Origin of the sequence: uncultured Algibacter sp. (assembly GCF_963976535.1) — a bacterium.
Taxonomy (GTDB): domain Bacteria; phylum Bacteroidota; class Bacteroidia; order Flavobacteriales; family Flavobacteriaceae; genus Algibacter_B.
The window spans coordinates 1-14,318 of the sequence record NZ_CAXBLF010000008.1 but is presented as its reverse complement, the minus strand read 5'-3'; the positions used below and the strand labels follow the sequence as shown (position 1 = coordinate 14,318).

Below are 14,318 nucleotides of genomic sequence, written 5' to 3'. Positions count from 1 at the left end.
TCGATAGTAATACACGAAAGGGAACAAATTAAAAGTCCAACATTTCTGTTGGACTTTTTTTTTAATATGTTCTATCAATCTGTTTTAATTTAGCGCAGCCTGTGCAGCTTCAATAGTTTTTTTAGAGTTTCCAACAAAAATTTGATTATCAACTATAATAACAGGCCTACTTAAAAAGGTATAGTGGTCTAGAATATAGTGTTTATAATCACGTTCAGTTAAGTCTTGGTTTTTCAAATCCATTTCTTTGTATAATTTTGAACGTTTACTGAAGAGTACTTCATAGCTTCCTGCCAGTGCTTTCATGTATTCAACTTGCTTTACAGTAATGGCTTCAGATTTAATGTCTTGCAAAACAAATTCTGAAGATAAATTCAGCGCTTTTAAAATTCTAATACAGGTGCTACAGGTTTTTAAATAATATACTTTTTTCATAATTAATTATTTTTTCATTTCCTTGAATCCCGATAGCTATCGGGAGGAAATCTAAAGAATTTTAGGAAGGTAGTAAAATCAGTCATGAAAAAAATATTACATTTATCAAAAAATTAAATATTGCCGATTATATATTCAATAAAGTCCAATAAATTGGAGCAGTTTTCATACTATATCGGCATTATATAAAATAATTTTGAATTTAATAATAAATATTGGTTATATCATATGGGTTTTACATTTCAGGTTCTTAATAACACGAGGGGGATATTCAAAAAAATAATAGAAAATAACTCATTGAAGGATTTAAACAAAACACCTAATGGATTCAATAATAACATCATTTGGAATATTGGGCATGTTGTTGTTTCAGAGCAGTTGTTGGCTTATAAATTGTCAGGTTTAGAATCTACCTTATCAGATGAAATGATTAACAAATTTAGAAAAGGCACTAAACCTGAAGGAAGTTTAACTCAAATAGAAGTTAATGAAATAAAAGATTTGTTATCTACTACTATTGAAAAGACGATTGAAGATTACTATGATGATGTTTTTGAAAATTACAGCAGTTATACCGTATCTACAACAGGAAATACTTTAAACAATATAGATGAGGCTTTGCAGTTTGTAGCGATTCATGACGGTTTACATTACGGGTACGTTTTAGCGCTTTTAAAGGCTGTTAAAAACTAAATAAGGCTCAGCGTCTTCAAAAGGAATAACAAACTCTATAATACCACTAGAGTAGGGCGCAATTTCATAAGTATTATAAAGTAAAACAATACCATCTTCACTATATCCAATATTTTCGGGTAACTCAAATTCTGTATAATCTGAAAGTAAACTTTTATCTTGTGTAGCCGCTTTAAAATAAGGTTCAACTACTGTTTTAAAAGCTTCAATATCATTAAAAATTTGATTGTTTTGAATACGTTGTCCTGTTTTAGAATTAAAATTCAAAAAAGAAATATTCAAAATACCATGTGCCCCACCGGTATTGGTATATGACGTTATTGCAATGCTTATTATTTCTGAAGATTGATGCATCACTTCGCCATCAATTTGAGCTTCCCATATTTGTGCAGTTTCTGGAAAGTCAGATTTAAACGCGTTGTATTCATCATTAAAAGAAGCAATACTTTCCTCCAAGCTGGATGAGGTGATTTCATCTGGGTTGCCAATATGCAATGCCGTAATAATTGTTTTTTGTAGTTCAGAATTTATTTGAATTGATACCGTTTTATCTCCACTTGCTTGAGGAATGTTTACTTCTACAATAGTATTATTATCTGTAGTGATATTGATATCTGAAAAAACAGTTTTCTGTTCTTCTTCGCAATTGAAAAGAACTAAAAAACAACAAATTGATATAAGATGTTTATGAAGGCGCATATATTAATATAAAGCTAGTTTAAAGATAATTATTGCATTTGAATTGAGAAAGAATTCCTCGATAAAAAAGATCGAGGTTTCCGTTTAAATTGTCATTCTCGCGAAAGCGGGAATCTTAGTAAAGACATCAGTGCTATCAAAACGGCTTTACAGAAAAGCAATATTTATTAGATTCTAGACTTATGATTTAAAAAATGCACTTTACTAAACCGAATTAAAACTTACATTTGTGCAAAAGATATTTACTGATGAAACATCAGGACTAAAAACTTAGTCAGCTAAAAAAATGATTACATGGATATTACACCTGCCTTCCGGTAGGCAAGTGTGTCATTTTAAAAACAATAAATACAACCACATGAAATTCAATACTAAAGTCATTCACGGAGGTCAAGAACACGACAAAGCTTATGGCGCCGTTATGCCGCCAATTTATCAAACAACAACCTACGCTCAAACCACACCTGGAGGTCATAAAGGTTATGAATATTCAAGAACACATAACCCTACTCGAAATGCTTTGGAAAATGCGTTTGCAAGTATTGAAAACGGAAAATACGGTCTTGCATTTAGTTCTGGTCTTGCAGCTATTGATGCCATTATTAAATTATTAAAACCTGGTGATGAAGTCGTTTCTACAAATGATTTGTACGGAGGCTCTTTTAGGTTATTCACTAAGATTTATCAAGATTTTGGAATAAAATTTCACTTTATAGGCATGCAAAATGCATCCAATATTGAAGCTTATATAAACAAGAATACAAAGCTTATTTGGGTTGAAACACCAACAAACCCAATGATGCATATAATTGATGTTAAGGCTGTATCATCTATTGCAAAAAACAATAATATTTTATTAGCTGTAGATAATACGTTTGCAACGCCATATTTGCAACAACCCCTTGATTTAGGTGCTGATATTGTTATGCATTCGGCAACAAAATATCTAGGAGGACATAGTGATGTGGTAATGGGAGCTCTGGTAGTTAATGATAAAGATTTGGCCGATAAATTATACTTTATTCAAAATGCCAGCGGTGCTATTTGTGGTCCTCAAGATAGTTTTTTACTATTAAGAGGTATAAAAACATTACATGTTAGAATGCAACGCCACTGCGAAAACGGTAAGGCTGTCGCTGAATTTTTAGCGAATCATCCTAAAATTGAAAAGGTGTATTGGCCAGGGTTTGAAAATCATCCAAATCATGATATTGCTAAAAGCCAAATGAGTGATTTTGGTGGGATGATATCTTTTACATCTAAAGGGAATAATTTCGAGGAAGCTATTAAAATTGTTGAAAAACTAAAAGTATTTACTTTGGCTGAGTCTTTAGGTGGTGTTGAATCGCTTTCAGGACATCCAGCAAGTATGACACACGCTAGTATACCAAAAGAAGAACGGGAAAAAACAGGCGTTGTAGATTCTTTAATAAGACTTAGTGTAGGTATTGAAGATATAGATGACTTAATTGCCGATTTAAAGCAGGCTTTGGGATAGTTTATTAATCTAGATAATAAATGTAACCAAAGTTTAACCAAACTAACCAGTCGTTGTACTTATTATAGCTTAATTGGTGGTCTAAACCGTCAATACGGTCGTTAAAATAGTATTGCCACCTTAGATCTAACATGAGGTCAGAAACCTTAGTAAGCTTATATCTAACGCCAACGCTAGAAACAATAGACCAAGTACTACCTGGAGAGGCATCAACAGAACCTGGTTCCCAAGCAGAGTAAAAGTTACTTGGGTCTGTAACATCACCAACAGCTGTTGGGTCCGGATTAGCATATGTGGTGCTTACCTCAGGAGTAAAAGAGGTGTAATGAACCCCAAAACTTACAAAAGGAGCAAAACTGTATGCAAACCCTTGAAAATCGCGAATACTTAAAGGGAAAAACTCAAGTTGAGTACCAATATCTAAGTTTTTAGCAACACCTTTGTGTGCTCTAAGTTGGTTGGCCTCAATTGTTGTGCGGTCAGGACTTACCCATTTTCCAAGGTGTTCTAAATTTGTTTTATTATAAGAAAGCTCATTCCTTAACTTAAAATGGTCATTAAAAAAAGTATCTGTTGTATAGCAATTACAGTCTGCTCTGTATGCGAAATTTAAATAATGAACAATTCCTATTCCATAACCAGAATTACCAAAATTTGTTTTAGAATCTTCACGACTACCAAAATCTGATCTAAATTGAACAGGGCCAGCAATAACGCCTACTTCATGAGAAAAGCCTAGTTGAGCACTTGCCGTTTGAACTATAAGAAACAAGCAAAAAGTAGAAACTAAATGTTTCAAGTTAAGCATAAAAGGTTTTTTTTTTGAGGGCATTATTATGAACAAATATATAAAAACTAGTAAAACAAACAAACATTAATAAATTGTACTAATACAACTTGAAAATATTTATTGCGAAATTCAAAAATAAATGAATATTTTTTTGAAGATAACGTATATTTGTATCGATAAATTACATATTTAATAAATAACAATGTAATAATTGTATATATGAAAGATAACATTGAAGCATTTTTAGACCTTGTAAAAGAAAGAAATGGTCACGAACCAGAGTTTTTACAAGCCGTAGAGGAAGTTGCAGAAACTGTAATTCCTTACATTGTTCAACATGATATTTATTATGGTAAAAACATTCTGCTTAGAATGGTTGAACCTGAACGATTGATTTCTTTTAGAATCTCTTGGGTAGATGATAATGGTGAAATACAAGTAAATAGGGGTTATAGAGTTCAAATGAACTCCGCTATTGGACCATATAAAGGTGGTTTGCGCTTTCATCCAACAGTAAATGCGAGTATTTTAAAGTTTTTAGCTTTTGAGCAGGTGTTTAAAAACTCTTTAACAACGTTGCCCATGGGTGGCGGAAAAGGTGGTAGTGATTTTGATCCAAAGGGTAAATCTGATAATGAAATAATGCGTTTTTGTCATGCTTTTATGAGTGAACTGTTTAGATACATAGGCCCAAATACCGATGTCCCTGCTGGAGATATTGGTGTAGGTACTAGAGAAATTGGTTTCTTATTTGGCATGTACAAAAAATTAAGAAATGAATTTACTGGAGTTTTAACAGGTAAAGGTATGTCTTGGGGAGGTTCTTTAATTAGACCAGAAGCAACAGGATATGGTAACGTATATTTTGCACAAAAAATGCTTGAAACAAAAGGGGATAGTATTAAAAGTAAAAATGTAGTTGTATCTGGATCGGGAAACGTGGCGCAATATGCTGCTGAAAAGGTATTGCAGTTAGGTGGGAAAGTGCTAACACTTTCAGATTCTTCAGGTTATATTTATGATGAAGAAGGCATGGATGAAGAAAAATTAGCTTTCGTTATGGAACTTAAAAATGTGAAGAGAGGCAGAATAAGTGAATATCTACAGGCTTATCCAAAAGCAAAATTTGTAAAAGGAAAAACACCTTGGGAAGTTAAATGTGATGTGGCTTTGCCATGTGCAACTCAAAATGAACTTCATGAAGCTGATGCTAAAATGCTTTTAGATAATGGTTGTATTTGTGTTAGCGAAGGTGCTAACATGCCCTCAACTAAAGACGCTATTACAGCTTTCCATAAAGCAAAAATATTATTTGCACCAGGAAAAGCCTCTAATGCTGGTGGTGTGGCTACTTCAGGTTTAGAAATGACTCAAAACTCTTTAAGATTTAAATGGTCAAGAGAAGAAGTTGATAACAAACTTAAAGATATTATGTCTGATATCCATAAATCATGTTTAGAATATGGAAAAGATGAAGATGGTTATATTGATTATGTAAAAGGCGCAAATATTGCGGGCTTTGTAAAAGTAGCTGATGCTATGTTAGCACAAGGTGTTGTTTAGAGAAATTTAAAATATTTCGATATAAAAGAGGCTGTTTGAAAAGTTTTTCGAGTTGTCAGTTTGAGCGCATTCGAAAACGTATAATCTTGATTTTCAATGTATTTCGGTTTGCTTCGCAAGGTGCTTTCAATGAAAAAATATTTTCATTTCACCAATGCTCAATGTGACAATTTACTCCAAAATTGACTTTTCAGACAGCCTTTTTTCGTTTAAAATATATTATTTTGACGTAAAACTCGTTAGTTATAAATATATTTGAACATTCAAAAAACACCTATGCTTAGAAGCGTAATAGTCATTATAATTTTTCTATTTCCATTATATCAATTTTCTCAAGATTTTTCAGCGCTTTGGAAAGGATATTTTTCTTATAATGAGATTAAAGATGTCACTCAAGGAAGCAATATCATTTATGCCGCTGCGGATAATGCTATTTTTAGTTTAGATACCCAAACTAATGAAATGAAAGAGATAACTACAGTAAATGGGTTATCTGGAGAAAGTATTTCAACCATTTATTACAGTGAAGATTATGAGTTATTAGTTGTTGGTTATGAAAATGGACTTATTGAAGTTGTGTTTGATAATGATACTGAAATTCTTACTGTTGTAGATATTATTGATAAGCCAACAATATCACCTACAGATAAGAAAATTAATCATATTAACCCTTATCAGAATCTTATCTATATATCAACAAATTATGGGATTTCAGTTTATGATTTAGAAAGACTTGAGTTTGGAGACACTTATTTTATTGGAAATGGAGGAAGCCAAATTCCTGTAACTCAAACTACAATTTTCGAAGATTATATTTATGCCTCTTGTCTTAGCGGTAATGGTATTTGGAAAGCACCAGTTACTAGCCTAAATTTAATCGATTTTCAAAATTGGCAATTAGTTAGTTCTGGTAATTGGCAGTCTATTGAAGCTAATGAAAATAACCTTTATGCCATCAATAATAATAGTAAAATATACCAAATTATAGGAAACTCAGTAAGTGAATTATTTACATACTCAAGGTTGCCTCTAGATTTAAGATCTGTTAGCTCAAATTTGATAGTTACAACTAGAGATGAAGTTTTTGTATATGATTCAAATTTTACAATTGTTTCTCAAATCCCTATTAATTCTGATTTTAATACACAATATACATCAGCCATAATTGATTTAGATAATATTTATGTTGGTACAAAAGATTTTGGAATACTAAAAACAGCTATAAATAATACATCAGTTTTTGACGAGATACATCCAGAAGGGCCATTGTTTAATACACCTTTTTCAATAGAATCAGAGCCTAATGGTGTTTGGGTAACTTTTGGAGGCTATAGTTTGTTTTATGTGCCATTTGGAAGAAGACGAGGTTTTAGTCATTTAAATAATGAAAGCTGGGTAAACGTGTCGTATCAAGAGGCATTTCAAGCAAGAGATATAAATGGTATAGCGATAAATCCATTTAGTGCAAATCAAGTTTTTATAAGTTCATTCAACAATGGATTAATAGAGGTTAATGAAAATATTCCAACTATTTTATATGATCAAAATAATAGCGGTTTAGAATCTTTGGTAATTCCAAATAACACAAGTTTTATAAGTGTAAGGGTATTAAACCCTCTATTTGATAGAAATGGGCTGCTTTGGACTTTAAGTACTCTTGTAGATAAACCTTTAAAATCTTATAACCCGGCAACAAACCAATGGAAATCTTATGATTTTACAGATGTTATTATCGATGGTTTTACTGGTGGAAATTTAGGGTATGCTGGTATTGTTATCGGTAATGATGAAACAAAGTGGATTGCTTCGTATAAATATGGACTTATTGGGTTTAATGAAAACGGTAACAGCCCATTAATAAAAAGTATTAGTAAAGATGAGCAGAACATGCCTACTGAATTAGCCACAGCTGTAGCATTAGATAACAGAAATCAATTATGGATTGGGACCTTTAGAGGCTTACGTGTATTATACAATACATCCAATTTTTTTACAGAAGAAAATATTACAGTTGATGAAATTATTATAGAGGAAGATGGTATCGCTAAAGAATTGTTGTTCGAGCAATATGTAACTGATATTGAAGTAGATGGCTCGAATAATAAATGGATTGGCACCTCAGATTCAGGCTTGTTTTACCTTTCTCCAAACGGGCAAAATACTATATTTCATTTTACTAAAGATAATTCACCCTTACCCTCAAATAGTATAAGTGATGTGTCACTAGATAAAATAAATGGTGTCGTTTACATTGCAACAAGTAAAGGACTGCTCTCTTTCAACTCTGGTGGGTCTAGCGCATCCGAAGATTTATCAAGTGCTTTTGCATACCCAAACCCAGTAAGACCTGGATTTAATATTATAGATGATAAAGTAAAAATTAAGGATATTTCAGAAAATATAAATATCAAAATTACTGATATTGAAGGAAATTTAGTTGCCGAGGCGCAATCTAGAATAAATCAAAGATACCAAGGGTATAATTTAGAGATTGATGGAGGTACAGCCTATTGGAATGGTAAAAATCTAGCAAACAATGTCGTGGCATCTGGAGTTTATTTGGTGATGCTTTCAGATTTAGATACGTTTGAAACTAAAGTTTTAAAATTAATGGTAGTTAGATAATGCTTATTACTACAAACGCCATTGTGCTTTCTAAGTTAAGATACAAAGACAACGACTTAATTGTAAAATGTTATACTCAGGAAATAGGTGTTGTTAGTTTTTTATTAAGAGGTGTTTTAAAAAGTAAAAAAGGGAACTCTAAAACGGCCTACTTCCAGGTGTTATCTCAACTACAAATAGTATTTACTCATAAAAATAGCAGGTCATTACAAAGCGTTAAAGAAACTAAGTCAAATTATATTTACACGAGTTTACATTCTAACGTTTTAAAAGGGTCAATTGTTATGTTTTTATCTGAGGTGTTATCAAATACATTGCAAGAAGAAGAACAAAACGAAACACTATATAGTTATTTAGAAAGCACATTTTTATGGCTTGATTCGCAGTCTGATTATGCGAATTTTCACTTATTATTTCTATTAAAACTAACAAAATATTTAGGTTTTTATCCAGACACAACCCTTATAGATTTTCCTTTTTTTAATTTACAAGAAGGGATGTTTGAAATCAAACCAAGCAATAATTATGCGCTTTCAGGTGAAAATTTAACACTTCTAAAAAAGCTATTAGGCACAACATTTGATGGTTTACCAAGTATAAAAATTAATGCAAAGCAAAGGCAGTCATTTTTAAGTATGATTTTGCTATATTTTGAATTACATTTGGGGAGCTTTAAAACCCCTAAATCTTTACATGTATTTAATGAAGTTTTTAGCTAAAACTATGAAGGCGCTTTATTTTATTTTCTTCTTTATACTTGTTTCCATATCCTCTCAGGCACAAAATGTAAAAGTTCTTAATAAAATTACTAAAGCCCCCATTTTTGGAGTAGCCGTTTATAATGTAGATAAATCTAAAAGTGTTGTAACTAATTTTAGAGGGGAGGCAGATTTAGATAAATTTTCAGATACTGAAATCATCTATTTCAAGCATTTGTCCCATGTATTAAAAGCCTTAACAAAACGTGAAATTGTGAAATCAAATAAAGTGTATTTGGTTTCTAATACACACGGTTTAGAAGAAATTGTGATTTCTGCATCTAAATTTCAGCAAAACAGAAAAGACATTCCGCAGAAAATAGTTAGTATAGATGCCAAAAATATTCTGTTTACAAATCCTCAAACAAGTGCTGATTTATTGGAAAATTCAGGGCAAGTTTATATTCAAAAAAGCCAGTTAGGTGGCGGAAGCCCAATGATTAGAGGTTTTTCAACAAATAGATTGTTAATTACTGTGGATGGTGTAAGAATGAATAATGCTATTTTTAGAGGTGGAAATCTTCAAAGTGTCATTTCAATCGATCCTTTTTCAATTCAAAATACCGAAGTTACTTTAGGCTCAGGCTCAGTAATTTATGGCAGCGATGCTATTGGAGGTGTTATGAGTTTTTACACTCAAAAACCAAAACTATCCTATACAGATTCTTTAATGTTTAGCGGTAATGCTTTGGTTAGATATGCATCGGCTAGTAATGAAAGAACGGGGCATTTTGATATTAATTTGGGGTATAAAAAATGGGCTTTTATAACGAGTGGTACATATACTGATTTTGACGATTTAAGGATGGGAAGCCATGGTCCTAATGAATATTTAAGACCTGAATTTGCGTTAGCAACAACCAATGGTGATGTGATTATACAAAATAATAATCCGTTAGTTCAAAAATTTTCTGGGTATAACCAACTAAACTTAATGCAGAAAGCGCATTATGAACCTTATGAAGACTTAAGTTTTGATTTAGGCATATATTACACAACAACATCGGATATTCCACGATATGACCGTTTAATTCGTTACAGAGATGGTGCCTTGCGTTCTACCGAATGGAATTATGGCCCACAACAGTGGTTTATGTCTAATTTACAAGTTACAAAGTTGAGTAGTAAATCAAATTTGTACGATAAAATAAAAGCCACAATAGCGTATCAAAATTTTAAAGAAAGTAGAAGCGATAGAGACTATCAATCACCCATGCGATATGTTCGTGAAGAAGCTGTTGATGCCTATTCATTTAATTTAGATTTGGAAAAAAGATTTTCTGCTAAAACACAGTTTTTCTATGGGGCTGAGTATGTGTACAATAAAGTGTGGTCTATTGGAATAGAAGAAGATATATCAAATAACACTAAAGTATCTAGTGTTTCCAGATACCCTAATGGCTCAAGTTGGCAATCTGCCGCAGTGTATTCTAGTATTAAGTATAAACCAAATCCAAAGTTTGTATTTCAGTCAGGTTTACGTTTTAATTATGTAACATCAGATGCTGATTTTACTGAAAATAATGCCTATTTAAATTTGCCGTTTGAATCTGCAAAGAATGAATCTGAAGCATTAACAGGAACCGCTGGTATTAGCTGGTCGCCGAACTCGACTATACAATGGAAATTAAACGCATCATCAGCATTTAGAGCACCAAATATTGATGATATAGGTAAGGTTTTTGATTCAGAACCTGGCTCTGTGGTCGTGCCAAACAACGATTTAAGACCAGAATATGCTTATGGTGGCGAACTAGGGTTGAAATTAAATTTTGATGACAAGTTAATTCTGGATATGAGTACATATTATACCTATTTGGATAATGCATTAGTTAGAAGAGATTATCGTTTAAACGGTAATACTGAAATTATGTATGATGGTGAATTAAGTAATGTTCAGGCTATACAAAACGCATCAAAAGCATGGATTTATGGTTTTGAAGTTGGGTTGAAAATGCCAATTACAAAACAAGTTGATTTAACCTCACAGTATTCCATAATAGGAGGAACAGAAGAGGCAGGCGATATTGAAGTGCCTATTAGACATGTAGCACCAAGTTTTGGGAATACACATTTGCTTTGGACTTCTAATGATTTAAAATTAGATTTTTTTGCTAATTATAATGGCGATTTATCCTTTAATCAATTAGCGCCTTCAGAAATTGAGAAAGAGTATATGTATGCTTTAGATGAAAACGGAAATCCATACAGCCCGTCTTGGTTTACACTTAATTTTAGAGCGCAATATCAAATCAATACATCTATCACAATAACGACCAGCCTTGAAAATATAACCGACCAGCGTTATAAAACCTATTCTTCAGGTATAGCAGCGGCAGGACGGAACTTTATCTTATCTTTGAAATATAGTTTATAACGACATTACGAGGACGAAGGACGTGATAATCTTTCTTACTGAAACCCAGTTAAAATTAAACAGATTGCTTCACGATGTTCACAATGACCCTAAGTGTCATTTTGAGCGCAGTCGAAAAACTTATATAACTTGTAGCTTAAATGCATTTCGACTGCGCTCAATGCGACAGTACAGTGTTTTTTAATTAAATGTAGAACTTATTTAAAACGCTATTTCTTAAAAGCTTTTTTAGTTATAGTTGCTCCATTTGAAAGTTCAACTTTAGCAATATAAATAGTACTACTTAAATTTGAAAGGGTATAAGTTTCTGAATTTTTTTGCCCTTTAAATGCATATAATTGTCTTCCTAATAAATCAAATATTCTAACCGTTTTTATGCTACTAGAAGTTGTAAACTGAACACGATCATCTTCTAATTCAACAATTTTTAAAGTGTTAGCGTTTGTACTAATATCTTCAATAGATAAAGCATTTGCGTTAAATACAATCTCAAAACGCTCATTGAATTCTCCCACTTCAGAAGTAAAAGTATAATCAGAAGCTGATAAATCATGTAACGTATTAAGCAAATTATCTTTTAAGTAAACAGTGTTACTTGTTAAAAATTCACCTTCAATTTGTGCTAGAGATAATTTGTAAAGTGTTGCTACATCAATATTCGTACTGAAACCAAGACTGATGATTTCTTCTTCATTTAAACTGTTAGTTGCTTTTCCTTGAATAGCGAATTTTTTATCAGTGTTCTCAATAGTTGAGTAAAGAGCGGCAAAGGCTTTTGGTGCAACAATCTTTCGTGCATCATAATAAGCGCCATCATCGTTATTAGTAGCTCCTTCTGCGTATCCTAATAATATTTGATTAAACACACCATTATCTGATGTTAAATTAACCCATAGTTTATTGGCTGAAGATGTACTCTTCTTTTTAGAATTTGAATTTCTAAAGAATTGACTATTGTCAGGCGATAAACTTAAACTTCGCATAGCATTATTGAAAACCACTGTACCTGAGTTAGTTGGGGAGCTATCTGAAAAAGAAACAAAAAAGCCTTGTCCAGAAGGAATAAATCCATTTGGAGTTAAACCATCACCACCTATTGTGCCGCCAATTCCATTGTGAGTTGCATAATCTGTAGTATCAAAATTTAAAGCTTCGTTACCGTTTGCATTTAAGGCATAATTAGTGTTTTGTGACCAAAAATAAATGGCTCCTTCTAAGGTTCCACTTGGATTTGTTGTAGCATCATACATATTTTGAGTCATAAAAGCATCAATCTCAATAGCTGAAGGATAAGGGTTTCCTATTAAATTCCAATTATTGTCGGCAATTGTGGTGTCATTTCTATCAACATTAACGTTAATAACTCCATTATTAAAAGTGCCTGTAAACGTATATCTGAATTGAGGAGGAGTAAATGGTCCAGGAGGCACAATAAATGCCGCTTCCGAATGTGTTGCAGCATATCCAATACCTGATTGCATCATTGTTGCTCCATTTACCCATTGCCAATCATCACCTTCATCATCAATATCATCTTGTCCTAAAACAGTTGCATTATTATTGCCTACTTCAGCAAATTCATCATTAAATTGACTTGCATTAAAAATATATCGTCTGCCAGCGTCCGAATCTGACAAGGCTACTCCAACAGTTGCGTTAGAAACTGGGGAACTCCAATAGGTATATTCGTACCAATTATTTAATGGAGCTGTATCTTTAGCAACTGATATTGTGCCATTGTTTGTCAGTAAACCAATATCGTTATTTTGTATAAAAGCAGCATACGGCTGAACCGTAATAATACCGCCAGCATCAACTACTAAATCGTTTTCTACTTCTATAGAATCATTATCAGCAATGTTTAAAGTGGTTCCATTGCTAATAGTTAAACTACATGCACTAAAACCGCCATCCGTAGCTGTATCATAACTAGCATTTAAAATGGCTTCAGTGGTAATATCTGGTGGAGCACTCCAGTTTGTTCCATCCCAAGTTACCGTTGTAGCACAAGGAATTAGAGTTCCCCAGATTTCTATGTTGTCTATAGCTATATCTTCATCTCCACTATCTAGATCAAAAATAATTTCAATATCTAATAAAGAACCTGTTCCAGAAATACTTCTCGTAAATTGAGTAAAAGCACTGGTTATTGGAGTACCATCACCATCACCGTCAAAATCATTATCTAATTGCGGTTCTCTATTAAAACCGCCACCATCATTTTCAACCCATAATAAAGGTGAAAACGTAGCAGTATTATCAATATCATAGTTAAAATGAACATAATCAGCATTATCCCAATGTTGAGTACGAGTGCCACCATTAGTTACTTGGTCGTCTTCTGCTAGATATACTCTAAATTCGATACTAGTATAACCACTAATATTGATGTCATCTATATTTAAAAAAACAGGTAAAACAGCACCTTCTCCGTCTATATCTTGAGCTGCAAAATAATAGGAACCTTGAATATTTGTAAAATTTATTCCAGCGGTATTCCCTCTTATAGTGCTCCCATCAGTTCTAATAAAATAGTCTCTACCACCAGCAGGTGGCACATAGTCAGTAAATTCAGGAATACTGGTAGAGTATCCACCAGCAGTTTCAAAGGTTAGTTCAGCTATTTTTCTTTGCCCAAACCCAAAAGAAACCACACAAAGCAGTGCAATTAAAAAGGAGAAGGGTTTTAAATAAGTAATCTTTTTCATAATCGTTAAGTTTAAAATCTATACTTAGACTAGGCTCGGTATAGCAAATTTGGTTTTTTTCTAATCTTTTATTCTTAATGTCTATCTAACAATTGCTATTTTTGAAACCATGCAGTTATCAAAAAAAACATACACCGTACAAGAAGCTACCAAAAAACTGGAGCATTATTGT

The 14,318-nt window shown here is 32.5% G+C and carries 10 protein-coding genes; 6 read left to right on the top strand and 4 right to left on the bottom strand.

Going from position 1 to position 14,318, the window contains the following annotated elements; genetic code table 11:
• Positions 1 to 84: 84 nt before the first annotated feature.
• Positions 85 to 435: an ArsC/Spx/MgsR family protein gene (locus tag AAC024_RS04110; protein WP_339893943.1), complete on the bottom strand. Its 351-nt coding sequence runs from the start codon at positions 433 to 435 to the stop codon at positions 85 to 87.
• A 228-nt stretch (positions 436 to 663) separates the two neighbouring features.
• Between AAC024_RS04110 and AAC024_RS04105 the strand changes: the two genes are divergently transcribed.
• The gene (locus tag AAC024_RS04105) at positions 664 to 1,128 is read left to right on the top strand and encodes a DinB family protein (RefSeq protein ID WP_339893942.1); all 465 of its coding nucleotides are present in this window, start codon (positions 664 to 666) and stop codon (positions 1,126 to 1,128) included.
• Here the strand turns inward: AAC024_RS04105 and AAC024_RS04100 are convergent.
• The gene (locus AAC024_RS04100; protein WP_339893940.1) at positions 1,108 to 1,827 is read right to left on the bottom strand and encodes a DUF3298 and DUF4163 domain-containing protein; all 720 of its coding nucleotides are present in this window, start codon (positions 1,825 to 1,827) and stop codon (positions 1,108 to 1,110) included. The genes AAC024_RS04105 and AAC024_RS04100 overlap by 21 nt on opposite strands.
• Before the next feature lie 325 nt (positions 1,828 to 2,152).
• Here AAC024_RS04100 and AAC024_RS04095 point away from each other — a divergent pair, with 325 nt between their 5' ends.
• Positions 2,153 to 3,325 carry a cystathionine gamma-synthase gene (locus AAC024_RS04095; RefSeq protein ID WP_339894008.1) on the top strand — a complete coding sequence of 391 codons (1,173 nt, stop codon included), beginning with the start codon at positions 2,153 to 2,155 and terminating at the stop codon, positions 3,323 to 3,325.
• Between the two features lie 4 nt (positions 3,326 to 3,329).
• Here AAC024_RS04095 and AAC024_RS04090 read toward each other — a convergent pair whose 3' ends face one another.
• Positions 3,330 to 4,133 (bottom strand): glutamate dehydrogenase, encoded by an 804-nt coding sequence (locus AAC024_RS04090; RefSeq protein ID WP_339893938.1) that lies wholly within the window; start codon positions 4,131 to 4,133, stop codon positions 3,330 to 3,332.
• 201 nt (positions 4,134 to 4,334) lie between these two features.
• On the opposite strand from AAC024_RS04090, the gene gdhA reads away from it, so the two are divergent.
• From gdhA to AAC024_RS04070, 4 genes are all read left to right on the top strand, one after another.
• On the top strand, positions 4,335 to 5,678 hold the full coding sequence (gene gdhA, locus AAC024_RS04085) for an NADP-specific glutamate dehydrogenase (protein ID WP_339893937.1): 1,344 nt from the start codon (positions 4,335 to 4,337) through the stop codon (positions 5,676 to 5,678).
• Between the two features lie 276 nt (positions 5,679 to 5,954).
• Positions 5,955 to 8,303 (top strand): ABC transporter substrate-binding protein, encoded by a 2,349-nt coding sequence (locus AAC024_RS04080; RefSeq protein WP_339893936.1) that lies wholly within the window; start codon positions 5,955 to 5,957, stop codon positions 8,301 to 8,303.
• A complete protein-coding gene (gene recO, locus AAC024_RS04075; protein WP_339893934.1) occupies positions 8,303 to 9,022 on the top strand; it encodes a DNA repair protein RecO in 720 nt (239 codons plus the stop codon). Before AAC024_RS04080 ends, recO begins: the two co-directional genes overlap by 1 nt.
• 4 nt (positions 9,023 to 9,026) lie before the next feature.
• The gene (locus AAC024_RS04070) at positions 9,027 to 11,438 is read left to right on the top strand and encodes a TonB-dependent receptor (RefSeq protein WP_339893932.1); all 2,412 of its coding nucleotides are present in this window, start codon (positions 9,027 to 9,029) and stop codon (positions 11,436 to 11,438) included.
• Positions 11,439 to 11,647: 209 nt separating this feature from the next.
• Here the strand turns inward: AAC024_RS04070 and AAC024_RS04065 are convergent, their stop codons facing one another.
• Positions 11,648 to 14,146: a T9SS type A sorting domain-containing protein gene (locus tag AAC024_RS04065; RefSeq protein ID WP_339893930.1), complete on the bottom strand. Its 2,499-nt coding sequence runs from the start codon at positions 14,144 to 14,146 to the stop codon at positions 11,648 to 11,650.
• Positions 14,147 to 14,318 lie beyond the last annotated feature (172 nt).

What these genes read in the sequence shown, in the direction of transcription:
- AAC024_RS04110 (WP_339893943.1), bottom strand. Translation starts at nt 435, where the DNA reads ATGAAAAAAGTATATTATTTAAAAACCTGTAGCACCTGTATTAGAATT.
- AAC024_RS04105 (WP_339893942.1), top strand. Translation starts at nt 664, where the DNA reads ATGGGTTTTACATTTCAGGTTCTTAATAACACGAGGGGGATATTCAAA.
- AAC024_RS04100 (WP_339893940.1), bottom strand. Translation starts at nt 1,827, where the DNA reads ATGCGCCTTCATAAACATCTTATATCAATTTGTTGTTTTTTAGTTCTT.
- AAC024_RS04090 (WP_339893938.1), bottom strand. Translation starts at nt 4,133, where the DNA reads ATGCTTAACTTGAAACATTTAGTTTCTACTTTTTGCTTGTTTCTTATA.
- gdhA (WP_339893937.1), top strand. Translation starts at nt 4,335, where the DNA reads ATGAAAGATAACATTGAAGCATTTTTAGACCTTGTAAAAGAAAGAAAT.
- AAC024_RS04080 (WP_339893936.1), top strand. Translation starts at nt 5,955, where the DNA reads ATGCTTAGAAGCGTAATAGTCATTATAATTTTTCTATTTCCATTATAT.
- recO (WP_339893934.1), top strand. Translation starts at nt 8,303, where the DNA reads ATGCTTATTACTACAAACGCCATTGTGCTTTCTAAGTTAAGATACAAA.
- AAC024_RS04070 (WP_339893932.1), top strand. Translation starts at nt 9,027, where the DNA reads ATGAAGGCGCTTTATTTTATTTTCTTCTTTATACTTGTTTCCATATCC.
- AAC024_RS04065 (WP_339893930.1), bottom strand. Translation starts at nt 14,146, where the DNA reads ATGAAAAAGATTACTTATTTAAAACCCTTCTCCTTTTTAATTGCACTG.